This window comes from Pseudomonas akapageensis (genome assembly GCF_011355085.1).
Classification (GTDB): domain Bacteria; phylum Pseudomonadota; class Gammaproteobacteria; order Pseudomonadales; family Pseudomonadaceae; genus Aquipseudomonas; species Aquipseudomonas akapageensis.
In genome coordinates this window covers 19,485-45,539 of the sequence record NZ_VXCP01000035.1, presented here as the reverse complement: position 1 = coordinate 45,539, position 26,055 = coordinate 19,485, and the positions used below count along the sequence as shown (strand labels likewise).

General features: G+C 62.0%; 25 protein-coding genes. 12 read left to right on the top strand and 13 right to left on the bottom strand.

All coding sequences use genetic code 11. The features are described 5' to 3' along the window. Positions 1-24 precede the first annotated feature (24 nt). The 7 genes from F2S13_RS20945 to F2S13_RS20915 all read right to left on the bottom strand — a co-directional run bounded on the left by F2S13_RS20945 (position 25) and on the right by F2S13_RS20915 (position 9,069). A complete protein-coding gene (locus F2S13_RS20945) occupies positions 25-1,122 on the bottom strand; it encodes a DUF1513 domain-containing protein (RefSeq protein ID WP_166364347.1) in 1,098 nt (365 codons plus the stop codon). 2 nt (positions 1,123-1,124) lie between these two features. Then, positions 1,125-2,189 (bottom strand): imelysin family protein, encoded by a 1,065-nt coding sequence (locus F2S13_RS20940; protein ID WP_166364345.1) that lies wholly within the window; start codon positions 2,187-2,189, stop codon positions 1,125-1,127. Between the two features lie 12 nt (positions 2,190-2,201). Further along, positions 2,202-3,629, bottom strand: a complete 1,428-nt coding sequence (locus F2S13_RS20935; RefSeq protein ID WP_166364343.1) for a di-heme oxidoreductase family protein — start codon at positions 3,627-3,629, stop codon at positions 2,202-2,204. A 232-nt stretch (positions 3,630-3,861) separates the two neighbouring features. Further along, positions 3,862-5,190 (bottom strand): imelysin family protein, encoded by a 1,329-nt coding sequence (locus F2S13_RS20930; protein WP_166364341.1) that lies wholly within the window; start codon positions 5,188-5,190, stop codon positions 3,862-3,864. 160 nt (positions 5,191-5,350) lie between these two features. Further along, positions 5,351-7,402, bottom strand: a complete 2,052-nt coding sequence (locus tag F2S13_RS20925) for a putative bifunctional diguanylate cyclase/phosphodiesterase (protein ID WP_166364339.1) — start codon at positions 7,400-7,402, stop codon at positions 5,351-5,353. Positions 7,403-7,682: 280 nt separating this feature from the next. After that, the gene (locus tag F2S13_RS20920) at positions 7,683-8,279 is read right to left on the bottom strand and encodes a superoxide dismutase (RefSeq protein ID WP_166364337.1); all 597 of its coding nucleotides are present in this window, start codon (positions 8,277-8,279) and stop codon (positions 7,683-7,685) included. A 190-nt stretch (positions 8,280-8,469) separates the two neighbouring features. Further along, entirely contained in the window at positions 8,470-9,069 is a 600-nt protein-coding gene (locus F2S13_RS20915; protein ID WP_166364335.1) for a LysE/ArgO family amino acid transporter, read from the bottom strand. 110 nt (positions 9,070-9,179) lie between these two features. On the opposite strand from F2S13_RS20915, the gene F2S13_RS20910 reads away from it, so the two are divergent. The 3 genes from F2S13_RS20910 (at position 9,180) to F2S13_RS20900 (ending at position 12,092) form a co-directional block, all read left to right on the top strand. After that, positions 9,180-10,070, top strand: coding sequence for a LysR family transcriptional regulator ArgP (locus F2S13_RS20910; protein WP_166364333.1), 891 nt, complete (start codon positions 9,180-9,182; stop codon positions 10,068-10,070). A gap of 52 nt (positions 10,071-10,122) precedes the next feature. Next, positions 10,123-11,115, top strand: a complete 993-nt coding sequence (locus tag F2S13_RS20905) for an NAD-dependent epimerase/dehydratase family protein (protein WP_166364331.1) — start codon at positions 10,123-10,125, stop codon at positions 11,113-11,115. A gap of 104 nt (positions 11,116-11,219) precedes the next feature. Beyond that, the gene (locus F2S13_RS20900; protein ID WP_166364329.1) at positions 11,220-12,092 is read left to right on the top strand and encodes an ATPase; all 873 of its coding nucleotides are present in this window, start codon (positions 11,220-11,222) and stop codon (positions 12,090-12,092) included. Between the two features lie 67 nt (positions 12,093-12,159). Here the strand turns inward: F2S13_RS20900 and F2S13_RS20895 are convergent, their stop codons facing one another. From F2S13_RS20895 to F2S13_RS20885, 3 genes are read right to left on the bottom strand one after another with little or no spacing between them, the layout of a single operon-like run. Then, on the bottom strand, positions 12,160-13,209 hold the full coding sequence (locus F2S13_RS20895; RefSeq protein ID WP_166364327.1) for an alkene reductase: 1,050 nt from the start codon (positions 13,207-13,209) through the stop codon (positions 12,160-12,162). A gap of 20 nt (positions 13,210-13,229) precedes the next feature. After that, positions 13,230-14,396: an MFS transporter gene (locus tag F2S13_RS20890; protein WP_166364325.1), complete on the bottom strand. Its 1,167-nt coding sequence runs from the start codon at positions 14,394-14,396 to the stop codon at positions 13,230-13,232. 11 nt (positions 14,397-14,407) lie between these two features. Next, positions 14,408-14,710, bottom strand: a complete 303-nt coding sequence (locus F2S13_RS20885) for an ArsR/SmtB family transcription factor (protein WP_166364323.1) — start codon at positions 14,708-14,710, stop codon at positions 14,408-14,410. A 152-nt stretch (positions 14,711-14,862) separates the two neighbouring features. Here F2S13_RS20885 and F2S13_RS20880 point away from each other — a divergent pair, with 152 nt between their 5' ends. Then, a complete protein-coding gene (locus tag F2S13_RS20880) occupies positions 14,863-15,444 on the top strand; it encodes an acyl carrier protein phosphodiesterase (RefSeq protein WP_166364321.1) in 582 nt (193 codons plus the stop codon). Here F2S13_RS20880 and F2S13_RS20875 read toward each other — a convergent pair. Both F2S13_RS20875 and olsB read right to left on the bottom strand, forming a co-directional pair. After that, entirely contained in the window at positions 15,441-16,226 is a 786-nt protein-coding gene (locus tag F2S13_RS20875) for a lysophospholipid acyltransferase family protein (protein WP_166364319.1), read from the bottom strand. The genes F2S13_RS20880 and F2S13_RS20875 overlap by 4 nt on opposite strands. Then, positions 16,226-16,981, bottom strand: coding sequence for an L-ornithine N(alpha)-acyltransferase (olsB, locus tag F2S13_RS20870; RefSeq protein WP_166364317.1), 756 nt, complete (start codon positions 16,979-16,981; stop codon positions 16,226-16,228). Before olsB ends, F2S13_RS20875 begins: the two co-directional genes overlap by 1 nt. Before the next feature lie 133 nt (positions 16,982-17,114). On the opposite strand from olsB, the gene F2S13_RS20865 reads away from it, so the two are divergent. The 6 genes from F2S13_RS20865 to F2S13_RS20840 all read left to right on the top strand — a co-directional run bounded on the left by F2S13_RS20865 (position 17,115) and on the right by F2S13_RS20840 (position 22,024). Next, complete coding sequence (locus tag F2S13_RS20865) at positions 17,115-17,999, top strand: acyl-CoA dehydrogenase family protein (RefSeq protein ID WP_166364315.1); 885 nt, start codon at positions 17,115-17,117, stop codon at positions 17,997-17,999. A gap of 172 nt (positions 18,000-18,171) precedes the next feature. Continuing rightward, complete coding sequence (locus F2S13_RS20860; RefSeq protein WP_166364313.1) at positions 18,172-19,269, top strand: serine hydrolase domain-containing protein; 1,098 nt, start codon at positions 18,172-18,174, stop codon at positions 19,267-19,269. Further along, positions 19,266-19,568 (top strand): amidase, encoded by a 303-nt coding sequence (locus F2S13_RS20855; protein ID WP_166364311.1) that lies wholly within the window; start codon positions 19,266-19,268, stop codon positions 19,566-19,568. Before F2S13_RS20860 ends, F2S13_RS20855 begins: the two co-directional genes overlap by 4 nt. A 60-nt stretch (positions 19,569-19,628) precedes the next feature. After that, positions 19,629-20,210: a YceI family protein gene (locus F2S13_RS20850; RefSeq protein WP_166364309.1), complete on the top strand. Its 582-nt coding sequence runs from the start codon at positions 19,629-19,631 to the stop codon at positions 20,208-20,210. A gap of 1 nt (position 20,211) precedes the next feature. After that, on the top strand, positions 20,212-21,369 hold the full coding sequence (locus F2S13_RS20845) for a phospholipase D-like domain-containing protein (RefSeq protein WP_166364307.1): 1,158 nt from the start codon (positions 20,212-20,214) through the stop codon (positions 21,367-21,369). Between the two features lie 73 nt (positions 21,370-21,442). Then, on the top strand, positions 21,443-22,024 hold the full coding sequence (locus tag F2S13_RS20840; RefSeq protein WP_166364305.1) for a DJ-1/PfpI family protein: 582 nt from the start codon (positions 21,443-21,445) through the stop codon (positions 22,022-22,024). A 143-nt stretch (positions 22,025-22,167) separates the two neighbouring features. Here the strand turns inward: F2S13_RS20840 and F2S13_RS20835 are convergent, their stop codons facing one another. Beyond that, positions 22,168-23,691, bottom strand: a complete 1,524-nt coding sequence (locus tag F2S13_RS20835) for a fumarate hydratase (RefSeq protein WP_166364303.1) — start codon at positions 23,689-23,691, stop codon at positions 22,168-22,170. Positions 23,692-23,997: 306 nt separating this feature from the next. Here F2S13_RS20835 and F2S13_RS20830 point away from each other — a divergent pair, with 306 nt between their 5' ends. After that, entirely contained in the window at positions 23,998-25,104 is a 1,107-nt protein-coding gene (locus F2S13_RS20830) for a diguanylate cyclase domain-containing protein (RefSeq protein WP_166364301.1), read from the top strand. Next, positions 25,097-26,035, top strand: coding sequence for an iron-sulfur-binding ferredoxin reductase (locus F2S13_RS20825; RefSeq protein WP_166364299.1), 939 nt, complete (start codon positions 25,097-25,099; stop codon positions 26,033-26,035). The genes F2S13_RS20830 and F2S13_RS20825 overlap by 8 nt, the downstream gene beginning before the upstream one ends. The last annotated feature ends 20 nt before the right edge of the window (positions 26,036-26,055 follow it).

The window sequence follows — 26,055 nt, the reverse complement described above, 5'->3', positions numbered from 1 at the left end:
GAAGTCCATTGCCCGGCGTCTTTTTCAGACCAGATGCAGATGGTTGTCCCAGAGGCCTGCCGGCAACTCCAATGGTTTTGCCAGCAGTGCTTGCTGCCGGCAGTCGTAGAAGCGGCAGCGACCCTGGCCCGAGGTCACGACAAAACCATCCTTGACCGCACCGACCCCGGCGCAATCGGGCAATGGCGCGTCCAGGCGTACTGCAGCCGTGTCCAGGTCCCAGATGAAAAAGCGATTGGCCCTGGGCGCGGTCAATGCCACCAGCCGCAGCTCGCTGTGGATCGCCACGCTGGCGGTATAGTGATTCATGGCCTGCAGTTGATGCTCGGCGACCGGAAAGGCCTGGAACGCCTCCCCGGGGCGCTTGATCGCCAACAACTCGGCGGTCTCATGGGCATCCCCCATGAACTGTTGGCTCGCAACCACGGTGCCGTCACTGGCAATGGCCAGATGACGCACGCTGTTCATCTGCTGATTTAGGTTTTCCTTGCTCAGCAAAGTTCCATCCCGGTGCATCAGCACCAGGCTGGGTTGCATGGCATCCAGGTTCATTTCCACACGGCTTTCGGCTTCGGTGCGAATCCCGCCGTTGGCCACCACCAGGGTTTCGCCATCGGGCAGCCAGGACACCTGGTGCGGACCGATGCCGTGGGTGCTGATTTCGCCGCTGTAGTTCAGGCGCTCACCCTCGAAGCGGTAGACACCGAGCACGCCCCGGCCGGGATCGGTGGTGTCATTTTCAGTGGCGTAAAGCCACTCGCCGCTCTTGTGGATGACCGCATGGCCGTAGAAGTGCCGGTTCGGTTGCGAGGCGATCGTCTGCAACAGACGACCGTCCCGCAAATCGATCAGGTAGCTTTCGGTGCCAGGGCGTCTGGCGACGAACAACGCGATCGGCAGTTGCGGGTGATTGATGATGTCGTGGCAACGCTGGCCGACCGCGGTGGCGAACACCCGGGTGCCGTCCAGGCGGTAGCCGACGGCATAGTGCTTGCCGTCGCTGTCGTCACGGGCCGAGAGCAGCAGGGGGCTGCTGTCCTTGCCGCGAAAGAACGTCCAGCCGCCCAGTGTGACGGCGCTGAGCAGCAAGCTACCCAGTGCGAGAACCTGGCGCCTAAGCATGATCAGTCACCATCGTTGGCGTTGAAGCCCAGCTGAATGCCCAGCGCCTTGGCCAGATCGCTCTCGTGCAGGCGATGGACGACGTTGAGGCTTTCGTAGATGTCAGTGAGTTGCTGGCGGCCGGCGTCATCGGCGAGCAGGTCGGTCAGGGTGTGTTGATTGCCGGCCAGCAGCTTCAGCGCAGCGGCATAGGCGGCGTCGATCTTGTCGGCCAACGGCTGTTGCTCTTTGGGCAGCAGGCCGCGCAGGCCTTTGTTGTCGACACCCACCCAGACGGTTTGCGCTGCAGTCAGGCTGGCTTCCAGGCTCTTGAGCGAAGACTGGCTGCGCCAGGCCTCGGCCTGGTAAGGCTGGGCGATGCCCTTGCTCTGGCGGCCCATGGGGGTGCCGAGCTTTTTCTTCAGGGTATCGAGCCCGGTGACCTGGGCGCGCAGCAGGTCGGCGATGGCCTCATGGGAGTCGGCATAGCGCTGATTGGGGAACTTGGTCATCTGCGCGAGCACGCCGTCGTTGCTGTTCCAGCGTGCAAGGATTTCTTCGGCCAGGGCTTTCTGGCGTTCGCCAATGGCCGTCAGCAGCGGGCAGTAGCGGGCTTTCTGGGCGCTGTCGGCCATGTCGATCTTGCTGTCGAACAGAATGTACTCATAGGCGGACAGGCCTTGCACCACCACGCTGGACTTGGCCAGGAGCGATGCATCGGTCGGCTTGTCGCTGTTGACCATTTGTTCGACCTGACGGCCGACCAGGTTTTTCTTGTCCGGCCAGAACTGTACTTGCCAGGAGCGATTGCCTTCGGCCAGCGGCCCGATCAGCAGTGGCTGCAACTCGGCCCAGGCTTTTTGCGCATGGAGGAAATCGGCACGTGCGGTGTCCAGGCTCTGCTTGCCTTCGCAGAAGGCCAGGGCGCTGACGGCCAACTGCCGGTCGGCTTCGACCCAGCGGCTGTAGGTCGGCAGAATTACTTGCTTGGCGATGGCAGCGCTAGTCACGGCTTGTGGGTCCTGCGGCGAGCAAGCGCCCAGTGCGAGGGCGGCAAGGCTGGTGAATAACAGCTTGGGACGGAACATTCCGGCTCCTTTTTAAAGTGAGTTCAAAAATGCCAGCAAGGCTTCGCGTTGCTCGGCATTGAAAGTCAAAACCTGTTGCTGTGCCGCCTGGGCTTCGCCGCCGTGCCAGAGCACGGCTTCGAGCAGGTTGCGGGCACGGCCGTCATGCAGGAACTGGGTGTGGCCACTGACCGTTTCGGTCAGGCCGATACCCCACAACGGCGGGGTTCGCCAGTCCTGGCCACCGGCCAGAAATTCGGTGCGGTTGTCTGCCAGACCCGGCCCCATGTCATGGAGCAGCAGATCGCTGTAAGGCCAGATCAACTGATTGGCCTGTTCGGGTTCGGCAGCATTGGCTCCTGTCTTGAACTGCGGGATATGACAACCCTGGCAACCTGCCTGGTGGAACAGTTGCTTGCCAGCCAGCACCTGGGGTGAATCGACATCCTTGCGCATCGGCACGGCGATATTGCGGGTGTAGAACAACACCAGCCGCAGAATGTTGGCGCTGACCTCGGGCTCACCCTGCGGGCCGTTGCCGCTGGGCGCGGCCAGGCAGTCGGTTTGCGCCCTGGTGCAATCGGTAACGGGCAGCAGGCCGGTGGTCAGGCCCAAATCACCATTGAAGGCATGGGCATTCTGTTGATTGAGGTTGGGCTGCCCGGCTTTCCAGCCGAAGCGGCCCAGCACCGGTTTGCCCAGCGCATCGTCCCAGACTCTGTTGGTGCGGCCCTTGATGCCGTCATTGTTGAGGTCTTGCGGATCGGCATTGGCCCGAATCGCGTCTTCGGGGATCGCTTCGAGCAGGCCCAGGCCGATCATCGGCGGGGCGACACGGGCGGAAAACCGGGCGTCGGGATGCATCGGGCCATAGCCCAGTTGGGTTATCTGCAACTGAGGCTGGCGCAGTTCGACCTGTGTCCCGTCCTTGAACGTCACGGTCACTGGCGTGTAATCGACGCGGACCTTGCCTTCGGGGGCGACACCCGGCACGGCCATATCCTGCAACTGTCCGCCATAAGTCGGCTCGGGCACCACGCCTTGTTGTTCGATGATGCTGGCGTAGAGGGCGTCGTTGGGGATCGACAGACGCACCAGCATGGAGACGGCGTTGTTGGAGTTCGGATTCGGTGGGCGTCCGCGCCCGTCCCTGATATGACAATTCTGGCAGGCGTTGGTGTTGAACAACGGGCCGAGGCCATCACGGGCAGTGGTCGTCGAAGGGGCGATCACCCAGGGGTTGCGGAAGAAGCTGTCGCCGACGCTGAAATCCAGGCGCCGCATCGGCGAAAGATTGGCCGAGGGCATGGAAAAGGCCTTGCGATCATGCTGGCCAACCGTTGAGCGGCCTCCGGCGAGCGCTTCCCCTGGCTCGGCCTTGGTGAAGCGCGAGGTGTCATCGCACCCTGCCAGGCTGAGGGCCAGCAGGAGAACAGACAAGGGAAGAGGCAGGGAAGGCATCGGGCGTCCTGAAAGGTCGAGCGAATTCGGGCGTGCAAGCTTAGCAGGGTCGGGGGGTTTGAATAAGAGGGGTTTGCATTTGTGTGGTGTCTGTGAGGGCCTCATCGCTGGCAAGCCAGCTCCCACAGAGAATGTCCTGATATCTCTGTGGGAGCTGGCTTGCCAGCGATTGCCCGCAACGCGGGCACAAAAAAAGGCGACCCAAAGGCCGCCTTTCTGCAAACACCGCTGATCAGAATTCGTGATCGGCATTGTCCGGATTCAGGTCGCTGATACCCAGCTTGGCCGCCGCCTGTTCGATCGATCCGGTCTGCTTGACCAGCGAGGCAATGGCATCGCGCACGATCTGGTTGCCGGCAGCGTTGTCTGCGGCGATCAGTTGGTCGTAGTGCTCGCCTTTTGCGGCGTGATCGACCAGCACTTGCAGCTTGGCTTCGGTGGCTGCCAGGTCGGCCTTCAGGGCCGTGTCGGTCGCCGGGTCGACCTTCGCCACCAGCGAGGACAGGCTGGCGCCGGTCATCTTGGTGCCATCGACGCGGGTGTATTCGCCCAGGTAGACGTTACGAATGCCTTTGCCGTCGTAGAAGTGCGAGTTGTGGGTGTTGTCGCTGAAGCAATCCTGCTCGTCTTCTGGCGAGTTGGCTTCCAGGGAAACCTTCATGCGTTCGCCAGCCAGTTCGCCGAGCGACAGGCTGCCCATGCCGAACAGCATTTTGCGCAGGCCGGTTTCAGCCGGTTCCTTTTCCAGGGTGGCGCGATAGTTGTCGGCCACGTTCGGCTTCCAGTTACCGACCATCTCTTCCAGATTCTTGACCAGCAGCTGGGTCACGGCCTTGAGGTAGGCACGACGACGGTCGTTGTGGCCGCCGGTCGCGCCAGCGCCTGTCAGGTAGTCCGAAGCGGGGCGCGCGCCTGCACCCGGGCCGGTGCCGTTCAGGTCCTGGCCCCAGAGCAGGAATTCGATGGCGTGATAGCCGGTGGCGACGTTGGCTTCGGAACCGCCCAGCTCGTTGAGGCTGGCGAGTTTCTCAGGGGTGATGTCCTTGACGTCGACCTTGTCTTCGCCGACCTGTACTTGCGTATTGGCGATGATGTTGGCAGTGGCGCCAGGGTTGCCCAGGGCGTGTTCGTAGCCCTTGTCGACGTAGTCGATCAGGCCTTCGTCCAGCGGCCAGGAGTTAACCTGACCTTCCCAGTCGTCGATGATGGTGTTGCCGAAGCGGAACACTTCGCTCTGCAGGTAAGGTACGCGAGCGGCAATCCAGGCGGCCTTGGCGGCTTTCAGGGTTTCGTCGTTCGGCTTGGCCAGGAAGGCGTCGATAGCGGTTTGCAGGGTTTTCGCGGTGGATTCGGCGTCGCTGTAGACGGCAAAGACCATATCGGCGTAGTGCGCAACGACGGCCTTGGCCGCCGCTTCGTCGATTGCGCCGGTCGCTGCGGCAGCGCTGGCAGTCGGGGTTGGCGCTTGAGGTGCAGCAGCCTTGTCCTTGCTATCGCCGCAGCCGGCGAGTGAAATGGCAATGGCCAGCAGACTGGCGGTGGCCAGAGGCATACGAATCATGTCGAAATCCTGCGTCGAGAGATTGAACAGGTGTGCATGCACACGCGAAACTGCGACATAATGCGAAAGATATGCATTTTCTGTAAAGGGGTAGCTGGATTAAATCTTTGCGCCGCTATCCCTGTGCTTGCCAGGGACGCACGGCGCAGGAGGGGAGGTTTCAGCTGATGGAAGCCCGGCTGCGTTCGGCCTGCCTCAGAAATGCGATCAGTTCGCGAGCCTGCAGTGGCTTGCTGTAGAGGTAACCCTGTCCTTCGTGGCAACCCTCGGAAATGATGTAGGCCTCCTGTTCCGCGGTCTCCACGCCTTCGGCGATGACCTGCATGCCCAGGCTTTTGCCCAGTTGGATGATGGCACGCACGATGGTGGCGTCGTCATCGTCGTCGATCAGGTCCTGGACGAAACTCTTGTCGATCTTGATTTTGTCCAGCGGCAATGACTTGAGGTAGCTCAAGGACGAATAGCCGGTACCGAAGTCGTCAATGGCGATCAGTGCACCGGAGCGGCGCAGGCTCAGCAGGTGCTGGGCGGCGGTGCTGATGTCTTCCATCAGGCCGGTTTCGGTGACTTCCAGCTCCAGGCTGCGCGGCGGCAGGCGATAGATCTGCAGCAGATTGTTGACTACGCGTGGCAGCTCGCTGTGGTGCAGCTGCACCGTGGACAGGTTGACCGCCATGCGCAGTTCGCTGAAGCCCTGGTCATGCCATTCGCGCAACTGACGGCAGGCCTGGTCGAGCACCCATTCGCCAATGGCGATGATGCTGCCGTTCTGTTCGGCCAGCGGAATGAACTGGTCCGGCGGAACGAAACCATGTTCCGGGTGCTGCCAGCGAATCAAGGCTTCGACACCGACCACGCGAAGATCGCGGTAGCTGATCTGGGGCTGATAGACCAGGTACAGCTGGTTGCGGTTCAAGGCCTCGCGCAAGTCCTTTTCCAGCTCGCGACGGCGGCGCATTTCACTGTCGACGCTGGCGATATAGAACTGATAGCGGTTGCGCGAGCGGGTCTTGGCCAGGGTCATGGTCTGTTCCGCTTTTTGCAGCAGCTTCTCGGTGCTGTCGCCGTCTTCGGGGAACAGGGTGATGCCGATGGTAGCGCGCAGGCGGATTTCCTGATGATCGAGGGCGAAGGGCGCTTCCAGGTCGTCGAGGATGCTTTGGGCCAGCTCGGCGGCTTCATAGGGCTGCTCGATGTCGGCCTGGACCAGGGCGAACTGGTCGCCGCCCAGCCTTGCCAGCGCGCCGAGGCGGCCACTGTGGGCGCGCAGGCGATCGGCCAGGGCCAGAAGCAATTGGTCGCCGGTCTGGTAGCTGAATTGTTCGTTGACACCCTTGAAGTCGTCCAGGCCCACGCAAAGCACGGCCACGCGCCGCTGCAGGCGGCCGGCGTCGACCAGAATCTTGTCCAGTTGCTGTTGCAGTTGCTGGCGGTTCGGCAAACCGGTGAGGAAATCGTACTGGGCCATGCGCAGCAGGCTGTTTTCCGCTTCGTGGCGCAAGTGCGTGTTGCGTTCGATAGAGGCCAGCAGCTGATTGGCGGTATTGATCCAGATCCCCAGCTCGTTCCGCTCATGGCCCTTGAGCAATGGCAACTGGTGCTGGCTGGGGCGGTCGGGGTTGATCTGGGTCAGGTGCTCGATGATCTTCGACAAGGGCTTGGTCAGCAGCCAGTGATAGACCAGGTACAGCACCAGGCCCATGGCCAGGGCACGCAGCACGCCGGAAATGAAGATGATCACTGAACTTACGATGAAGTCCTGGCCGTAGGTGGCTGTGTCCAGGGTGATGCTCAAGTCACCGTAGTACTCGCTGTAGGGCCCGCGCCCGACCAGTTGAGTGGTGTAGGTGCGTTCCTGACCCAATATCAGGTCGGTCAGCCAGCGGGTCGACAGCTGCTGTGGCGCACGGGACTTTTCCGCGAGCATGGTTTCGTTGGGGTGACCGATGGAGGCCATGCGCACGGCATCGTCCTGGAACAGGCCTTCGATGACTTGCATGCCCATTTCCCGGTCCAGGCTGTAGACCGCCTGGGTCGATGGGTCGCGAAACATGTCGAGGATGCGTTCGGCGTCATTGGCGACGGCCTGACGGGTCTTGTACGCATCGAACACGATCTGCGCGCAGCTGAGCACAACACCGACCACCAGTGCCGACAGCAGTACAACCCTGAGCAACTTAACCGACAAGCTGTTTTTGAGTTCCAGCTTCAAATGGGCATTCCTTAATCCATGCTCGTAGCGTCAAGTTGCCATCAGTATTGGCAATCCCGTGTTGTCAGTCAAAGGGACAATCAAGCAGAGGAAGGCTCGTTCGCCGTGCAGGTATTCCTTCCTTTACTGTGTCGGTCGTTCGTCCTCCCACTTGAGCGCGGTTCGACAATTATCCCAGAGGGTTGATGTTAGCGTGGTATCGCGGCGCGGCAAGGGGCAAGCGCAGTGGTGCAGGCGAAAAAAAACCCGGCCAGGCCGGGTTTTTTCGGTGCAGCTTCGCTTAGGCGACGAAGGTTTTGCCTTCGAATTGCTCAGCGACGAATTTCCAGTTCACCAGGTTCCAGAACGCTTCTACATACTTCGGACGCAGGTTGCGGTAGTCGATGTAGTAGGCGTGTTCCCAGACGTCGCAGGTCAGCAGCGGGGTGTCGCCGTTGGTCAGCGGGTTGCCGGCGCCGATGGTGCTGGCCAGGGCCAGGGAACCGTCAGCTTTCTTCACCAGCCAGCCCCAGCCGGAACCGAAGGTGCCGATCGAGGTCTTGCTGAACTCTTCCTTGAACTTGTCGAAGGAACCGAATGCAGCGTTGATGGCGTCAGCCAGGGCACCGGTAGGTTGGCCGCCGGCGTTTGGCGCCAGGCAGTTCCAGTAGAAGGTGTGGTTCCAGACTTGAGCGGCGTTGTTGAAGATGCCACCCGAAGAAGTCTTGACGATTTGTTCCAGGGTCTTGCCTTCGAACTCGGTGCCTGGCACCAGGTTGTTCAGGTTCACGACGTAGGTGTTGTGGTGCTTGTCGTGGTGATATTCCAAGGTTTCCTTGGAGATGTGCGGCTGCAGGGCATCGTGGGCGTAAGGCAGCGGCGGCAGTTCAAAAGCCATGGTGATTCTCCTAATCAGGTCTGTTGCGGTGAGCGCAAGGCCGATCACGGGCGGCCGGATATGCGACGGGGAGTTTGTACTCTTTGCGCCGCAGGGTCTGGATCATAGCACCGGGGCCCTGGCATAACCACGCAACAACTGTGTGGGAAAGAGGTTCCAGAGCCTTTGCCACCGACAGATAAAAGGCGTGTCAGTGCAGAATCAGTTGCGCCGCGACACCGAACATCATCACCGCCACCATCAGATCGAGCAGACGCCAGGTGCCTGGACGCGCCAGCCACGGGGCCAGCCAGGCAGCACCCAGCGCCAGCGTGAAGAACCACACCAGCGAGGCGCTCGCCGCGCCGACCACGTAGGCGCCCGGCACGGTTTGTTGAGCGCCGAGCGAACCGATCAACAGGACCGTGTCTAGATAGACATGGGGGTTGAGCAGGGTGACCGCCAGGGCGCTGAGCAGCACCGCGCGCCGGGATTTCTGGCCCTGGCCCTCACCTTGCTCCAGGCTTTGTTGGGAAAAGGCGCGACGCAGCGCCTGGCTGCCGTACCAGATCAGAAATACGGCGCCGCCCCAGCGAGCGACCGCCAGCAGCGTCGGGTTGTTGGCCAGTACCGTGGCCAGGCCGAACACGCCCAGGGCAACCAGTACCGCGTCGCAGAACACGCAAAGCGCGGCGACCGGCAAATGATGTTCACGGCGCAGGCTCTGCGCGAGCACAAAGGCATTCTGCGTGCCGATGGCCATGATCAGGCCGAAGGCGACCAGCAGACCATTGAGGTAGCTTTGCCACATATGAGGTCACTCCAGAAATGCAGACGTGATGTAAAAAGGATGCTGGCGATTCTGGGGCGTATACTTGTATAAGAAAAACAAATAATCCTGATCGTACATTAGGGAAAGTAATGTTCGACTATAAGCTGTTATCCGCCCTCGCGGCGGTGATCGAGCAGGCCGGCTTCGAGCGCGCGGCCCAGATGCTGGGTTTGTCCCAGTCGGCGATATCCCAGCGGATCAAACTGCTCGAGGCGCGCATCGGCCAACCCGTACTGATCCGCGCCACGCCACCGAGTCCGACCGAGATCGGCCGGCGCCTGCTCAACCATGTGCAGCAAGTGCGCTCGCTCGAACGCGATCTGCAAAGCCAGGTGCCGGCGCTGGACGAGGAGGGCCTGCCGGAACGCCTGCGTATCGCCTTGAACGCCGACAGCCTGGCGACGTGGTGGGCCGCGGCGGTCGGTGACTTCTGCGCCGAACAACACTTGCTGCTGGACCTGGTGGTGGAGGATCAGGAGGTCGGCCTCAAGCGCATGCGCGCCGGCGAAGTGGCGGCATGTGTCTGCGCCAGCGAGCGGCCGGTGGCCGGTGCCCGGAGCCAGTTGCTCGGCGCCATGCGTTATCGCGCGCTGGCCAGCCCACAATTCATTGCGCGACATTTCCCGAACGGGTTCAATGCCGCCCAGTTGGCACGCGTCCCGGCATTGGTGTTCGGCCCGGACGACTTCTTGCAGCACCGTTACCTGGCGTTGCTGGGGATCGAGGGTGGATTCGAGTACCACCTTTGCCCGTCTTCGGAGGGCTTCATCCGTCTGACCGAAGCGGGCCTGGGTTGGGGGCTGGTGCCGGAACTGCAGGTGCGCGAGCAACTCAAGGCCGGTCGACTGGTGGAGGTCACCCCCGACAGGCCGATCGATGTGCCGCTGTATTGGCACCACTGGCGCAACGGCGGGCAATTGCTGGGGCAGCTGACCGAACACCTGGCCCGCACGGCGGCCCAGTGGCTGGTGCCGCTGTAAGACTGGCCAGCGTCATTGCTGAGTGTGAAAAATTATCAAGGCGGAGCGGTAAATGAGAATTCTGGTCACCGGCGCAAGCGGCTTCATCGGCGGGCGCTTTGCGCGATTCGCCCTGGAGCAGGGCTTCGACGTCCGGGTCAACGGGCGTCGCGCCGAAGGTGTCGAGCATCTGGTGCGGCGCGGGGCGCAGTTCATCCAGGGCGACCTGGCCGACCCGGAGCTGGCGCGGCGCCTGTGCCAGGGGGTCGAGGCGGTGGTGCACTGTGCCGGCGCGGTCGGTAACTGGGGACGCTATCAGGATTTTCTCCAGGGCAACGTGGTGGTGACGGAAAACATCGTCGAAGCCTGCCTGAAAGAACAGGTTCGGCGCCTGGTACACCTGTCTTCGCCCTCGATCTATTTCGACGGTCGCTCGCATCTGGGCATCAAGGAAGAGCAGGTGCCCAAGCGCTTTCATGATCATTACGCGACGACCAAGTACCTGGCCGAACAGAAAGTCTTCGGTGCCGAGGAGTTCGGCCTGGAAGTGATTGCCCTCAGGCCGCGCTTCGTCACCGGTGCCGGCGACATGAGCATTTTCCCGCGGTTGATGAAGATGCAGGCGAAAAACCGTCTGGCGATCATCGGCAATGGTTTGAACAAGGTCGACTTCACCAGTGTGCAGAACCTCAACGAGGCCTTGCGCAGTGCATTGCTGGTGGGCAACGGCGCCTTGGGCAAGGCCTACAACATCAGCAACGGCGCCCCGGTGCCAGTATGGGATGCCGTCAATTACGTGATGCGCCAGATGGCATTGCCCCAGGTGACCCGTTATCGCTCCTTTGCCCTGGGTTATTGCGTCGCCGCACTCAATGAAGGTGCATGCCTGCTGTGGCCTGGGCGACCACAGCCAACCCTGTCACGCTTGGGCATGCAAGTGATGAACAAGGATTTCACCCTGGACATCAGCCGCGCCCGGTATGCTCTGGACTACGAGCCGAAAGTCAGCCTGTGGTCGGCGCTGGACGAATTCTGTGGTTGGTGGAAGGCGCAAAACCCGGTTTGAAATAGTCGAGGAACCAGATTTGCTGTTCGTGGTCGATCAGTGCGCGGTTTTAGCGGTTTATACTTTGCATTACTTTGCCATCATGGCGGTTCAGAAGGTTTCCCATGCGTAACGATGCCCGTGACGACTTTGATATGCCCAGCCTGAGTGCCAACGCGCGCGACGACGATGACGATTTCGCCCGCAGCACCGCTGCCCGCGAACGCACCACGGTGTATTCGCGCACCACACCGGTGGTCAAGGTCAAGGGCCCGAGCACCGGGCCGCTGTGGGCACTGGTCGGCGCGCTATCGATCGCCCTGGTGGGCCTGGGTTGGTGGAGCTTTCAGCAGATGTCGCTGATGGAGCAGCAACTGGTGGCGACCCAGGAAAGCTTTGCCCGAATCAGCGAGGAGGCCGCAGGGCGCATCCAGGCGATCACCGGCAAAGTGGTGGCGACCGAGTCGACTGCCAACAGCGGCAGCGAGGCGCTCAAGCTGCAGATCAAGCAGCTTGAGTCGAAGTTGCAGGAGCAAGGCAAGCAGCAGCAGGGTGTCGTCGGCCAGCAAAGTGGCCTGGACAAGCGTTTGGAGCAGATGCTTGCCCAGACCGCCCAGCAGCAGGCCGCCAATGCGCAATTGCAGAATGATCTGAAAAGCCTGAGCACGGAGCTTTCGACACTCAAGAGCCTGAGTGCGGAGGTGTCTGCACTCAAGGCTGCCCAGGCTGACCAGGGCAAGGTCGATAGCGAACTCAAGAGCATGACGGCTGATATCGCTGCCCTGAAGAAGCAGGGCAATCCGAACGCTGCGATCGATCGCCTGGAGCAGGACCTCATCGTGCTCAAGAGCGAGCAGGAGAATCGCCCGGCAGCGCCGTCCGGAGGTGGTACCAACACGGCGGAGTTCGACGCATTTCGTGGTCAGGTGACGCGCAACATCAATGCCTTGCAGAGTCAGGTGCAGAATCTGCAGCGGCAGCTCAACGCGCGTCCCTAAACACCCTCGTTCCCACGCTCCGCGTTCCTCGTTCCCACGCAGAGCGTGGGAACGAGGAGTTACTGGGTTACAGACGCGGATAATCGATATAACCCACCGGCCCCTTGGCGTAGAACGTCTCCGGACGTGGCTCGTTCAGCGGCGCATCGGCCAGAAGGCGTGCCGGCAGGTCGGGGTTGGCGATGAACGGGATGCCGAAAGCCACCGCATCGGCCTTGCCGCTGGCCAGAGAGGCGTTTGCGCTGGCTTTGCCGAAGCGCTCGTTGACGATGTAAGGACCGCCGAAGGCTTCCTTGATCAGCGGGCCGATGCTGTCGTCGGCTTCCCTTTCCCGCGAGCAGATGAAGGCGATACCGCGCTTGCCCAGTTCGCGTGCTACGTAGGTGAAGGTTTCGGCGCGGTTGTCGTCGCCCATGTCGTGGGCATCGGCGCGCGGCGCCAGGTGCATGCCGACGCGGTTGGCGCCCCACACTTCGATCACCGCATCGGTGACTTCCAGCAGCAACCGTGCACGGTTTTCCAGTGAACCGCCGTAGGCGTCGGTGCGCTGGTTGGTGCTGCTCTGCAGGAACTGGTCGAGCAGGTAGCCGTTGGCACCGTGAATCTCGACGCCATCGAAACCCGCCGCCTTGGCGTTTTCCGCACCCTGGCGATAGGCATCGACGATCTCGGCGATCTCATCGGTCTCCAGCGCACGCGGGGTCGGGTAATCGGCCAGCGGGCGAACCAGGCTGACATGGCCCTTGGCCTGGATCGCGCTTGGCGCTACCGGGGTTTCGCCGTTCAGGTAGGTCGGGTGCGAGATACGTCCCACATGCCACAGCTGCAGGAAGATGCGTCCGCCAGCGGCGTGCACGGCCCGGGTCACGTTGGTCCAGCCACGTACCTGGTCGTTGGACCAGATGCCGGGGGTGTCCGGGTAGCCGACGCCCATCGGCGTTACCGAAGTGGCTTCGCTGAGAATCAGGCCGGCGCTGGCGCGCTGAACATAGTATTCGGCCATCAAGGCGTTGGGCACCCGGCCTTCGTCGGCGCGGCAGCGGGTCAGCGGTGCCATGATGATGCGGTTCGGCAATTTCAGGTCGCCGAGGGTGATTGGATCGAAGATAGTCGTCATGCGCGTAAGCCTCGTCGTTATCAGTGGGTAGCAGCGGCCAGTGCGATCTTGTCGCCCTGGCTGAAAGTAATGAGCGTCACGATCAGTGCCAGCACCGCCAGGGCGGCCGCCGCCAGTGGTACGCTGGTCAGGCCCAGGCCCTGGGCGATCACGGTGCCGCCAATCCAGGCGCCCAGGGCGTTGCCCAGGTTGAAGGCGCCGATGTTGAGGGTCGACACCAGGTTTGGCGCGGCATTGCCGAAGGTCACCACGTTGACCTGCAAGGCAGGGACCGCAGCGAAGGCGGCAGTCGCCCAGAGGAACAGGGTGATCTCGGTCGGGATCACGGCCACGCTGGTCCAGCGCAGCACCGTGGAAATCACCGCCATGCTGACGAATACACCGATCAGGGTGGCGCTCAGGCGCTTGTCAGCCAGCTTGCCGCCGAGGATGTTGCCGGCGGTGAGGCCCAGGCCGATCAGCAGTAGAGTCCAGGTCACGCCGCGCGGCGAGATCCCGGTCACGTCGCCCAGCAACGGCGCGATGTAAGTGAACAGGGCGAACATCGACGCCGAGAACAATACGGTCATGCTCAATGCCAGCCAGATGCCGGCACCCTTGAGTGCGGCCAGTTCGGCGCGCATGTCGAGTTTTTCTTCGTCATGCTTGTACGGCAGGAAGCGGATCAGGCCGATCAGCGCAATCACGCCGATCACGGTCACCGCCCAGAAGGTCGAACGCCAGCCGGCGTACTGGCCCAGTGCGGTGCCCAGCGGCACACCGAGCACGTTGGCCAGGGTCAGGCCGGTGAACATCAAGGCCACGGCGGAGGCGCGGCGGTTGGCCGGCACGAGGCCGGCGGCTACCACAGAGCCGATGCCGAAGAAGGCGCCGTGACACAGGGCGGTGACCACCCGGGCGAACATCAGCACGTTGTAGTCGGTTGCCAGCGCGCAGAGCAGGTTGCCGACGATGAAAATGCCCATCAACGCTACCAGTGCGGCCTTGCGCGGTAGCCTGGCAGTGGCCAGTGCCATGAATGGCGCGCCGATCGCAACGCCCAGGGCGTAGCCGGTGACCAGCCAGCCGGCGCCTGGGATCGAGACGCCAAGGTCGTTCGCCACGTCGGGCAGCAGGCCCATGATGACGAATTCGGTGGTCCCGATGGCGAAAGCGCTGAGCGCCAGTATGAGAAGTGAGAGGGGCATGGGTGTCCTTGTCAGAGCTCTTGGCTCATTTGCTTGAGGAATGCCTGGATGGTTTCCTCGTTGCGTTTGAAAAAATGCCACTGCCCGATTTTCTGACTGGTGATCAAGCCGGCTCGCTGCAAGGTGGCCAGGTGGGCCGACACGGTCGACTGCGAAAGACCGCAGCGCTGATCGATCTGGCCGGCACAGACGCCTTGCTCGGTGGAGTGGTATTGATCGGGAAATTGCCGCTCAGGGTCTTTCAACCAGTTGAGGATTTCTCGCCGTACTGGGTGGGCCAGGGCTTTTATTATTTCGTCGAGATCTAGAGGCATGGCAGGGCTCGGGGTGGTTGTAACGTCATATCGCGATGGAGCGAAATGTATATCGGTAGTTCGCGATACACAAATATGATTAAGTTCTGGCGTCTGCGTATTTCGCTATATCGGGTTATAACGATACAGGCGGGCAGTGATATGCTTGGCCCATGAACTATCTCGCGCACCTTCATCTCGGCGGCCAGCAGCCGCAGCAACTGTTGGGCAGCCTGTATGGCGACTTCGTCAAAGGCCGCCTGGACGGGCGTTTCCCTGCGCAGCTGGAAGCCGCCATTGCGTTGCACCGGCGCATCGATGCGTTCACCGACAGTCATCCCCTGGTGCTGACCGCGCTGGCGCGCTTTCCGGTCGAGCGCCGTCGCTATGCCGGGATCATTCTCGATGTGTTTTTCGACCATTGCCTGGCGCGGCACTGGCAGGACTATGCCGACCAGCCTCTGCAGCAGTTCACGGCCGAGGTCTATCGGGTGCTGGCGGCGGAGCCGGCATTGCCGGGCAGGTTGGCGCAGATCGCGCCGTACATGGCGGCCGATGACTGGTTGGGGTCTTATCGGGAATTCGAAGTGCTGGAGCAGGTGTTCAATGGCATCGCCCGTCGCTTGTCCCGGCCTGAAGGCATGGCCGGTGCCTTGCAGGTCGTGGACAAGCTGTACGAACCCTTGAGTGAAGACTTCCGTGCCTTCTACCCGCAGCTGCAAGCCTTTGCCAACGCGGCGCGCACGCCGGCTTAAGCGGCTTTCGCCGGGCGCACCGGTATCGGTTGCTCGGCGGCACCGAACAGCACGCCATGCACAGCCTGCTGGGCCTGGAAGGCCAGGGCGGCACGCTCCTGACCCTGAGTGGCGATAGGCGCCAGCAAGTGAATATGCACCTCGGCCTGGTCGTTGGCGAACAGCCGCAGAAGATGCGAGAGCAGGTCGTCGTCACCGATGAAGGGGGCAATCGGGTCAGGCTGGCCATTGCGCATATAGCGCAGGGCTACCGGTTGCAGCGCAACTTCGGTGTCGATGGCGCTGGCCAGCAAGCGGCCATGGAAGGTGCGCAGGCTGCGACCGTCGGTGGTGGTGCCTTCCGGAAAGATCAACAGCGCGTGATCCTGTGCCAGATGCTGGCTCATCTGCTTGCGAAGCAGTTGGCTGTCGCCCGAGCCGCGACGGATGAACAGGGTACCGGCCTTGAGCGCCAGCCAGCCGGCAATCGGCCAGGTTCGCACCTCGGCCTTGGACAGGAACGACAGCGGGGTGAGCATCCCCAGCAGCGGAATGTCGGTCCAGGACACGTGATTGCTGACCCACAGCATGGGTTTCCGGGGCAGTTCACCGTGCACCCTGACCTTGAAGGGCAGCGCGTTGCTGAGCCGGGTCATGAAGAACCGCGACCAGCGTTGCCGACGTTCCATGCCGTGGGGGATGCGCAAGCGCTCGTAAAGGCTGAACACCGCAGCCATCAGCAATCCCAGCGCCACCACCGACAACACGCGCAGCACGCGTGCATAGACGCGCAGGCGACCCATCAGACTGCTGCCTTGAAGTGACGGGCATAGCGGGGGCACAACTCGTCGCGCTTGAGCAGGATAAACACGTCGGCGACCTGGAAGTCTTCATCCCAGCAGGGCTCGCCGCAGATCTTCGCGCCCAGGCGCATGTACGCCTTGAGCAGGGGCGGCATCTCGGCAATGACGTTGCCGGGGATGGCCAGGCTCGGCAAGGGATTCTTCGGTTCGGCGCGCAGGTGTTCGGTGCACAGGTAGCGTTCGCGCAGCCGCTGCATGATGGCATGGGCCTGCACCCCGCCGTCCTGCATGGGGATGCTCGCGCAGCCCATCAGGTAGCTGTAATGGCCTTCGTTGAGGACTTCGGCCAGTTCGCTCCAGAGCACGGCAATGGTGCCGCCGTTGCGGTAGGCCGGGTCGACGCAGGTGCGACCGATTTCCAGGATCGGCCCTTGCAGATGGCCGAGGCCATGCAGGCTGAATTCTTCTTCGCTGTAGAATCGCCCAAGGCCGTGAGCGGCCTGATGGTCGAGCAGGCGGGTGGTCGCCACCAGATGTCCGGTGGAGAGGTCGCGCACGCCGATATGGCGGCAGTGCAGGTCATAATCATCCATGTCCAGGCCCAGTTCCGCGCCTTTGAGGGTGGCATTGAACTCACCGCTGAATACCCTGAAACGCAGGGCCTGGGCTTCTTGCAGGGCGTCAGGGCCGACCAGGTGTTCGGCTTGTAGACGGCGTTCAGTGCTGTTGTCGCCAGAGCGAGCGATCCGAGTCATTGCGAGTCTCCGTAAGCCAGCCAAGGGGTTGCGGCCGGTCGACTTTGTTGTGCAATCTCAGCCTATGTAGCCCCAGTGTCATCGCCGTGAAGTTTCGGTGATGCTTGTATGACAGCCCCCAAGGAGCGCAACGATGTCCTGGCTAGAACGCCTCAATAACCCTGTACGCCTGTCGATCTCCTCGAACCTGGACGACACCTACGTCGCACTTTTGCAGCAGTTGGGGCAGGTGACGCCGTTCGAGTTGGCGGTATTGGGCGGCCGGGCGATGACCACGCCGGGCCTGGCGTTCCTGGTCGGTTACCAGGCCGCCTTGCGGGTGCTCTGGCCCAGCGCGCCGGCCAGCCTTGGCGCCCTGTGCGCGACCGAACAACGCAGCGTGCGGCCGGCCGATATGCAGACGCGCCTCGATGACCTGCGCTTGAGCGGGCGCAAGGATTTCGTCACCGCGGGCAATGCCGCCGATTGGCTGTTGGTCGCGGCGCGCAGCGAGGCACCTGGCGAGAGCCCGCAACTCAGCCTGACCGTGGTCTATCCCGGCGAACCCGGGGTCCGCCTGGAATCCTTGCCGGTGTTGCCGTTGATGCCCGACATCGGCCATGCCCGGCTGTTTCTCGACGGCGCCCTGTGCGAGCGCCTGGCCGGGGATGGCTGGGATGCCTACGTCAAACCTTTCCGCACGCTGGAGGACCTGTATGTGCTCAGCGCCCTGTGCGCCTGGCTCTATGGCGTGGGACAGACCTGTGGCTGGTCGCAGGTATTGCAGCTGCGCCTGATCGGCCTGCTGGGCGGCTGCGCCGAAGGAAGCCGGCAGTGCGCCGATGCGCCGGTCACCCATCTGCTGCTCGGCGGTCTGTTTGCGCAGTTTTCGATGTTGAAGCAGGAATTGAATGAAGCCTTTGCCAATGGACCGGTCGAGTGGGCGAGCTTGTGGCAGCGGGATCAGAGTGTGCTGGAGATTGCCGGAGCGGCAAGGGCCAAGCGGTTGGCCAAGGCTTGGCAGACTTTGGGCTTGTGATTGCCATTTTGAAGGTCCTTCGGACCTTATCGCTGGCAAGCCAGCTCCCACAGGGGGACAGTGTTTCCTGGACTCTGTGGGAGCTGGCTTGCCAGCGATGAGGCCTTGACGGTCAACAGAATTGTCACCTGCTTTTGCTAATCTGCCCGACCCAATCGCTTGAGCTCCTACAATGGGCAGGTACTCAATATTCGCTGCTGCATTCACACTCCTGTGGGCTGCCCACGCCAGCGCCGAAACCTGGCCCGGCGAAGACTGGCCAGCAGCACCGACGCTCCCAAGCCCAGCCCTGCAATCCCTGCAAGACTACGCCTTCCCACCCCGCGACGACGCCACTCGCAAAGGCATACGTACCGACGCCCTGGTCGTCATCCACGATGGTCGGCTCATCTACGAACACTACGCAGCGCCCACCACCGCCAGCACCCCGCACCTGACCTGGTCGATCAGCAAAAGCCTGCTGGCGACAGTCATGGGCGTGGCGTACGGCGAAGGTCGTTTTCAACTGCAGGATCCGGTTGCCCGTTATTACCTGCCCTTCAGCGCGCACCCGCGGGTTCGTATCGAAGACCTGTTGCATTGGGCCTCGGGCCTGGACTGGCAGGAAGACTACGAATACGCCCCGTTGAATTCCTCGGTGGTGGCGATGCTCTATACCCGTGGGCGCGGCGACATGGCAGCCTTCACGGCGGCACATTCGACTTACAGCGAACCGGGCCAGTCATTTCGCTATTCCAGTGGTGACAGCAACGTGCTCAGCGCCGCCTTGCGGGGGATGCTTGGCAACGACCGTTATGCCGACTATCCCTGGCAAGCGCTGTTCGAGCCCCTGGGCATCCGCAGCGCAGTCTGGGAAAGCGATGCCAGCGGCACACTGGTAGGCTCGTCCTACGCCTATATGAGCGCGCGTGATCTCGCCCGAGTCGGCCTGTTGATGCTGCGCGACGGCCGCTGGCAGCAACGACAGTTGTTGCCGGCCAATTGGGTTGCATTCAATCGCGCACCCTTTGCTCATGCTGCAGCCGAACCCGGCGAGGCCACGCCGGGCGGTCACTGGTGGCTCAACCAGCCACTGGCCGGAGCAATCAGGCCCTGGCCCGATGCACCGGTCGAGACATTCGCCGCTCTCGGTCATTGGGGCCAGGCGTTATACATCTTGCCCGCCGAGAAGTTGGTGATCGTGCGTTATGGCGACGATCGCGATGCGAGCTACCAACACAATGAACTGCTCAAGCGTGCCTTGGCGGCGTTTGCCGGGGGCGGATCATGAAGCGCGTGGGAGTGGTGCTATTGCTCGCCGTCCTGGCGCTGATCTGGCACGAGCGCCTGGCATTGCAGGCGTTTCCCGGCATCCTCAGTGCCTACTCGGCCAAGGAATACTGTTCATGTCGCTATGTCATGAATAACCCGCCCGAGTATTGCCAGGGCTATGTAAAACAATACCTGCCGCTCAGCGAACTGCTCGATGATCCGGCACACCAGCGCGTGACGGCCAGCGGTCTCGGCCAGAGCAACAGCGCCGCCTGGGGCGGCCCGCGACAGGGCTGTCGGTTATTGCCCGCGCAGTAAGTTTGCCAGTGGCTGGCGCAGCCGGTTAAGGTTGCGGGCAAATGTGTTACAGGAGTTCTCATGCCCAGGTCGACGCGCCTTCTCCTGGCCCTGCTGGGGGCCATTGCCTTTCCCGCCCACGCAAGCTGGTACCTGGATAACGAGTCATCCCGGTTGTCGTTCGTGACCACCAAGAATGTCGATATCGCCGAAGTCCAGCGCTTCCTGGTCCTGCATGGCAAGGTCGATCGCAAGGGCGTGGCCAAGGTGCAGGTCGAGATGGAGTCCATCAGCAGCGGTGTTCCGCTGCGCGACGAGCGGATGCGCAAGGAGCTGTTCCAGGTAAAGACCTTCCCCGAAGCCGAGATCAGCGCGCAGCTCGACCTGCAGCCGATCAACGATCTGGCACCGGGCGCCCAGCTGGAATTGCGCCTGCCGCTGACGGTGAGCCTGCATGGCAAGGAGCAAAACTACATCGCTCAGTTATTGGCGACTCGCCTGGATGACCGCCGCTTCCAGGTGGTCACCCTGGAACCGCTGGTGTTGCATGCCGAGGATTTCGACCTGCTGCCGGGGCTCGCTGCACTGCGCAAGCTCGCTAAAGTGAAGACCATCAGTCTCTCGGTACCGGTGGGTGCGGTACTGATTTTCACGGCGCGCTGAGATGGCCGGCGCGGTCTTTCCGTGGCGCAATGGCAACCGTTTCGAATTGTTGATCGACGGCCCTGCATTTTTTCCGCGCATGCTCACCGCTATTATTCGGGCCGAGCAGCAGGTGGATCTGGAACTCTATCTGGTCGAGGCCGGAGCATGTGCAGAAGCAATGGTCCAGGCGCTGGTCCAGGCGGCCGAGCGCGGCGTTCAGGTCCGTTGTCTGTTCGACGACTATGGCTCCCTGGCCTTTACCCTGAGTCTGCGTCAGCGCTTGCTTGAAGCGGGTGTGGAACTGCGCTTCTACAACCGCATGCGCTGGCGTCGAGGTCTGCACAACTTCTATCGCGATCACCGTAAGCTGCTGCTGGTCGACCAGGAGTGGGCGGTGGTGGGAGGCACTGGTGTCACCGATCAGTTCTGGCGACCGGGCGAAGACGTCAGCGAATGGCATGAAGTGATGGTCGAGATGCAAGGCCCTCTGGTGGCCGACTGGCAGATGCTTTTCGACCGCCAGTGGCGCGCCAACCTGCGCCGCACGGCCTGGAAACCGGCGACCCATTTCGGTTTGCCGCGCCTGCCGCGGGCGCCGGTGAGCGGGGAGGGTCTGGGCCGGGTGGCCTATGCCGACGCCCGCCAGCATCGCGATATCCTGCAGTCGCTGGTGCGTGCGCTGAACAGCGGCAAGCAACGCATCTGGTTGGCTACGCCGTATTTTTTGCCAACCTGGAAGGTGCGCCGTTCATTGCGCCGCGCCGCCGCCCGCGGTGTCGACGTGCGCCTGCTGCTGACCGGGCCGCGTACCGACCACCCGTCAGTGCGCTATGCCGGCCATCGTTACTATCCACGCCTGCTGCGTGCCGGTGTGCAGATTTTCGAATATCAGCCGTGCTTCCTGCACCTGAAAATGGTTTTGGTCGACGACTGGGTCAGTATCGGCTCCTGCAATTTCGACCATTGGAATTTGCGTTTCAACCTCGAGGCCAACCTCGAAGCGCTTCATCCACCCTTGACCCGGGCGGTGGCGGCCAGTTTCGAGCGCGACTTCGCCCTGAGCCACCCGATAGACCTTGACGATTGGCAGGCCCGGCCATTCTGGCGAAGGGTGCAGCAGCGCGTATGGGGCTGGCTGGATCGACTGGTGGTCAATCTGCTGGATCGACGCGATTGAGCATCCAACGGCTGGAACAAGGTCTACTGTGAACAGGTGCAGCAATCCAACCTGAATCAGAGGAGCACCCGAAATGGCCGCGAAAAAAATTCTCATGCTGGTCGGCGACTACGTCGAAGACTACGAAGTGATGGTGCCCTTCCAGGCCTTGCTGATGATCGGTCATACCGTGCATGCGGTTTGCCCGGGCAAGTCCGCCGGACAGTCGGTGCGCACGGCGATTCATGACTTCGAGGGCGACCAGACCTACAGCGAAAAGCCGGGGCACAACTTTGCCCTGAACTTCGACTTCGCCAAGGTGCGTGCCGAGGATTACGATGCGTTGGTGATTCCGGGCGGGCGAGCGCCGGAATACCTGCGTCTCGATGAACAGGTCCTGCAACTGGTCAAAGCCATCGATGCGGCGGGCAAGCCTATCGCTTCCGTCTGCCACGGTGCTCAACTGCTGGCGGCAGCTGGTGTTCTGGAAGGGCGCGAATGCAGCGCTTATCCGGCCTGTGCCCCAGAGGTTCGTCTGGCCGGTGGTCGGTATATCGAGATCGAAGTGAATCAGGCGCATGTGCAGGGCAACCTGGCGACGGCACCGGCGTGGCCGGCCCATCCTGCATGGCTGGCGGGGTTTCTTGGTTTGCTGGGGACCAAAATCACACTCTGAGGGCCAATCGCTGGCAAGCCAGCTCCCACAGAGTTCACCACCGACCTCTGTGGGAGCTGGCTTGCCAGCGATGAGGGCCGTGAGGCAACAAAAAAGGCGGCAGGAATAACCCTGCCGCCTTTTTCATGTGCGAAGCGAAGGTGTTACTTCACTTCCACCGCCAGACTTTCAGCGATCTTGTTCTGCCAGATCGCAGGCCCGGTGATGTGCACCGACTCACCCTTGCTGTCGACAGCAACGGTCACCGGCATGTCCTTGACGTCGAACTCGTAGATCGCTTCCATGCCCAGTTCGGCAAAGGCCACGACGCGGGACTTCTTGATCGCTTGCGCAACCAGATAGGCAGCGCCGCCAACAGCCATCAGGTAGACGGCCTTGTAGTCCTTGATCGCCTCGATGGCGGTCGGGCCGCGCTCGGATTTGCCGATCATGCCCAGCAGGCCGGTCTGATCGAGGATCTGACGGGTGAACTTGTCCATACGCGTCGCGGTGGTCGGGCCTGCAGGGCCAACCACTTCTTCGCGCACCGGATCGACCGGGCCGACGTAGTAGATGAAGCGACCCTTGAGGTCTACCGGCAAGGTTTCACCCTTGTTCAGCATTTCGACCATGCGCTTGTGCGCAGCGTCGCGACCGGTGAGCATCTTGCCGTTGAGCAGGATGGTCTCGCCCGGCTTCCAGCTTTGGACTTCTTCAGGCGTCAGGGTGTCGAGGTTGACACGACGGGCCGAAGGGCCGGCTTCCCAGACGATTTCCGGGTAGGCGTCCAGCGACGGCGCTTCCAGCTCCGCCGGGCCCGAACCGTCGAGCACGAAATGAGCGTGACGGGTGGCGGCGCAGTTGGGGATCATGCACACCGGCAGGGACGCGGCGTGGGTCGGGTAGTCCATGATCTTGACGTCGAGCACGGTGGTCAGGCCGCCCAGGCCCTGGGCACCGATGCCCAGCTGGTTGACCTTCTCGAACAGCTCCAGACGCATCTCTTCGATGCGGTTCTGCGGGCCGCGGGCCTTCAGCTCGTGGATGTCGATGGACTCCATCAACACTTCCTTGGCCATGACCGCGGCTTTTTCGGCGGTGCCGCCGATGCCGATGCCGAGCATGCCCGGTGGGCACCAGCCGGCACCCATGGTCGGAACGGTTTTCAGCACCCAGTCGACGATCGAGTCGGACGGGTTGAGCATGGCCATCTTCGACTTGTTCTCGGAACCGCCGCCTTTGGCTGCCACGTCCACTTCCACGGTGTTGCCGGGAACGATGGAGTAGTGGATGACCGCCGGGGTGTTGTCCTTGGTGTTTTTCCGAGCGCCAGCCGGGTCGGCCAGGATGGAAGCACGCAGGACGTTTTCCGGCAGGTTGTAGGCACGGCGCACGCCTTCGTTGATCATGTCATCGAGGCTCATGGTCGCGCCATCCCAGCGCACGTCCATGCCGACGCGGACGAACACGGTAACGATACCGGTGTCCTGGCAGATCGGGCGATGGCCGGTGGCGCACATGCGCGAGTTGATCAGGATCTGGGCGATGGAGTCACGCGCGGCCGGCGACTCTTCACGCAGATAGGCCTCGTGCATGGCCTGGATGAAATCCACGGGGTGGTAATAGGAAATGAACTGCAGGGCGTCGGCAACGCTCTGAATCAGGTCGTCTTGCTTGATCACGGTCATGCGGCGCGCTCCTCTTAAAGACGGGAACATTCAATAAGGTATTCCAACAGGGTCGAGCCGACTCGTCGAAAAGACCTTTCAGGCGCGCCGACATGTGGCCGTCGACGCAAAAAAGGCGCGGCAGTATACCGTGCATCCGGCTTCGGCACACGCGCCAGTGGTCAAACGAAGGTCTAAGGCTGTTTGCGCGTCCGTGATACAAAACCACAATATTTGAATAGTTATTTTTGAGTCATAGCACTAAAGTGGCTAATGGCCATGCATCTTGGCACGGGAAGGACCCTATTGAGCACGGTGAGTCGAAGAGTGACCGGAACAGCCCTGCAAAGATTGCTATTCAAGCGCTTCCTCCTGGCGGCTGGCACCTATGTGCTGGTGTTGCTGCTGGCCTGGGTGGCTATTTTCAACGACTACTTTCGTGCCTCGCTGGGCACTGCACTGGTCGTCACAGTGCTGGTGGTGCTCAGTCAGGCCGTCTTGTGCTGGGTTTTTGCCAGTGGGCGTAATCAGCGTTACGCCGATCCCAGTCTCACCGAGTTCCAGGTATTGCTGGCGTTGACATGGCAGACCTGGCTGATTGCCAATCTCGACGGTGCGCGTGGCACCTTTCTGATGCTCTATGTGTTGATCCTGATGTTCGGCCTGTTCCACCTCAAGCGTCAGGTATTCGTGCGTTGTGCGGTGCTGGTGTTCTTCAGTTTCGCCAGCCTGAACCTGCTCGATGCCTATCGTGGGCTGATGGATGATCCGGGGCTTGCGGCCATCCAGATGTGCGCATTGTTCATGATGCTGGTCTGGCTTTGCCTCTACGCCAGCTATGTCCAGGCTTCGCGGCAGCGCATGCGCCAGCGGCGATATGCATTGCAGGCGCACCAGGAAACGCTGCGCGGCATGATGCGCCAGCTCGAGGACCTGGTCGCCACCGATGAGTTGACGGGCCTGTTCAACCGGCGCCACTTCCTGCGTCTGGCCGGTCGTGAGCTGGAGATGATGAGGCCTGGCACTTCCCATGGGCTGGCGCTGATCGACCTGGATCATTTCAAACGCATCAATGATCGTTACGGGCATGCCGCCGGGGATCAAGTGCTGCAGTTATTTGCGGCGGTGGCCGGCGCTTGCCTGCGAGAAAGGGATGTCCTGGCCCGCTACGGCGGCGAAGAGTTTGTGCTCCTGTTGCTCGATTGTGATGCCAGCAGCTTGAGTGCCTGTTGCGAGCGGCTGCGCTTGGCCTTCGCCAACAGCGAACCGGTTGGCGTGGCAATTTCGAACTTGAGTCTTTCGGTGGGCATGACCTTGCTTGCATCGGGTGATGAGCTGGACGATGCTTTGCAACGCGCCGATCAGGCGCTCTACACGGCCAAGCGTGGTGGGCGCAATCGCTGCGCTGCGGCCTGGGAAAAAGTCGATGCCTGAATTATCCGTGGGCCAGCGTTGCTGGACGGTGGCCAGTGGCAGCAATCTGCTCGACGCTTTGAATGAAGCGGGCCTGGCGGTGCCTTACAGTTGCCGGGCAGGGAGTTGCCATGCCTGCCTGGTGCGTTGCGTGCAGGGCGCACCGCTCGATAGCAACCCGACTGCGTTGGCCGAGCACAAGCGTGAGCAGGGCTGGCGGCTGGCGTGCCAGTGCAGGGTAGATAGCGATTTGAGTGTTGCTGTCTTCGACCCTCAGATGGACGGATTGCCCGCACACGTCATGGAATCCGACTGGTTGAGTGCCGATGTGCTGCGGCTGCGGCTTGTGCCGGAGCTGCCATTTCGCTATCAGGCCGGACAGCATCTGGTGCTGTGGACGCAAAGCGGCGTCGCTCGGCCGTATTCGTTGGCCAGCCTGCCGCAAGAGGATCGCTTTCTCGAGTTGCATCTCGATTGTCGCCATCCTGGTGCCTTCAGCGATGTCGCCCGCCTATTGAAACCCGGCGATTGCCTGCGATTGGGCGAATTGCGTGGCGGCGCTCTGCACTATGACCCTGACTGGCAGGCTCGTCCGCTGTGGCTCCTGGCTGCCGGCACTGGTCTGGCACCATTGTGGGGGATTCTTCGCGAGGCGCTGCGCCAGGATCATCAAGGGCCGATTCGATTGGTGCATCTGGCACGCGACGAGCGCGAGCATTATTTAGCCGGGCCTTTGGCTGAGCTCGCAGCCTGTCATTCGCAGCTTCAGGTCGAACTGCTGGGGGCGGCCGAGTTGCCCACGGCGTTGCAGGCGATGCGCTTGCATTCACGCCAGACTGTGGCGCTGCTGTGCGGTTCGCCGGGGAGTGTCGAGGGTTTTTCCAGACGTTTGTTTCTGGCGGGGTTGCCGAGGAATCAGATGTTTGCCGATGTGTTTGTCGGGCGGGGATAGCAAATAAAAAAGCCCCGCAA

Excerpts from the sequence above, each read along its gene's own strand:
- F2S13_RS20905 (WP_166364331.1), top strand. The coding sequence starts at position 10,123 with ATGAGAATTCTGGTCACCGGCGCAAGCGGCTTCATCGGCGGGCGCTTT.
- olsB (WP_166364317.1), bottom strand. The coding sequence starts at position 16,981 with ATGACTCGGATCGCTCGCTCTGGCGACAACAGCACTGAACGCCGTCTA.
- F2S13_RS20885 (WP_166364323.1), bottom strand. The coding sequence starts at position 14,710 with ATGCCTCTAGATCTCGACGAAATAATAAAAGCCCTGGCCCACCCAGTA.
- F2S13_RS20900 (WP_166364329.1), top strand. The coding sequence starts at position 11,220 with ATGCGTAACGATGCCCGTGACGACTTTGATATGCCCAGCCTGAGTGCC.
- F2S13_RS20865 (WP_166364315.1), top strand. The coding sequence starts at position 17,115 with ATGTCCTGGCTAGAACGCCTCAATAACCCTGTACGCCTGTCGATCTCC.
- F2S13_RS20840 (WP_166364305.1), top strand. The coding sequence starts at position 21,443 with ATGGCCGCGAAAAAAATTCTCATGCTGGTCGGCGACTACGTCGAAGAC.
- F2S13_RS20920 (WP_166364337.1), bottom strand. The coding sequence starts at position 8,279 with ATGGCTTTTGAACTGCCGCCGCTGCCTTACGCCCACGATGCCCTGCAG.
- F2S13_RS20945 (WP_166364347.1), bottom strand. The coding sequence starts at position 1,122 with ATGCTTAGGCGCCAGGTTCTCGCACTGGGTAGCTTGCTGCTCAGCGCC.
- F2S13_RS20930 (WP_166364341.1), bottom strand. The coding sequence starts at position 5,190 with ATGATTCGTATGCCTCTGGCCACCGCCAGTCTGCTGGCCATTGCCATT.
- F2S13_RS20855 (WP_166364311.1), top strand. The coding sequence starts at position 19,266 with ATGAAGCGCGTGGGAGTGGTGCTATTGCTCGCCGTCCTGGCGCTGATC.
- F2S13_RS20875 (WP_166364319.1), bottom strand. The coding sequence starts at position 16,226 with ATGGGTCGCCTGCGCGTCTATGCACGCGTGCTGCGCGTGTTGTCGGTG.
- F2S13_RS20860 (WP_166364313.1), top strand. The coding sequence starts at position 18,172 with ATGGGCAGGTACTCAATATTCGCTGCTGCATTCACACTCCTGTGGGCT.
- F2S13_RS20895 (WP_166364327.1), bottom strand. The coding sequence starts at position 13,209 with ATGACGACTATCTTCGATCCAATCACCCTCGGCGACCTGAAATTGCCG.
- F2S13_RS20890 (WP_166364325.1), bottom strand. The coding sequence starts at position 14,396 with ATGCCCCTCTCACTTCTCATACTGGCGCTCAGCGCTTTCGCCATCGGG.
- F2S13_RS20835 (WP_166364303.1), bottom strand. The coding sequence starts at position 23,691 with ATGACCGTGATCAAGCAAGACGACCTGATTCAGAGCGTTGCCGACGCC.
- F2S13_RS20880 (WP_166364321.1), top strand. The coding sequence starts at position 14,863 with ATGAACTATCTCGCGCACCTTCATCTCGGCGGCCAGCAGCCGCAGCAA.
- F2S13_RS20850 (WP_166364309.1), top strand. The coding sequence starts at position 19,629 with ATGCCCAGGTCGACGCGCCTTCTCCTGGCCCTGCTGGGGGCCATTGCC.
- F2S13_RS20845 (WP_166364307.1), top strand. The coding sequence starts at position 20,212 with ATGGCCGGCGCGGTCTTTCCGTGGCGCAATGGCAACCGTTTCGAATTG.
- F2S13_RS20910 (WP_166364333.1), top strand. The coding sequence starts at position 9,180 with ATGTTCGACTATAAGCTGTTATCCGCCCTCGCGGCGGTGATCGAGCAG.
- F2S13_RS20825 (WP_166364299.1), top strand. The coding sequence starts at position 25,097 with ATGCCTGAATTATCCGTGGGCCAGCGTTGCTGGACGGTGGCCAGTGGC.
- F2S13_RS20915 (WP_166364335.1), bottom strand. The coding sequence starts at position 9,069 with ATGTGGCAAAGCTACCTCAATGGTCTGCTGGTCGCCTTCGGCCTGATC.
- F2S13_RS20940 (WP_166364345.1), bottom strand. The coding sequence starts at position 2,189 with ATGTTCCGTCCCAAGCTGTTATTCACCAGCCTTGCCGCCCTCGCACTG.
- F2S13_RS20935 (WP_166364343.1), bottom strand. The coding sequence starts at position 3,629 with ATGCCTTCCCTGCCTCTTCCCTTGTCTGTTCTCCTGCTGGCCCTCAGC.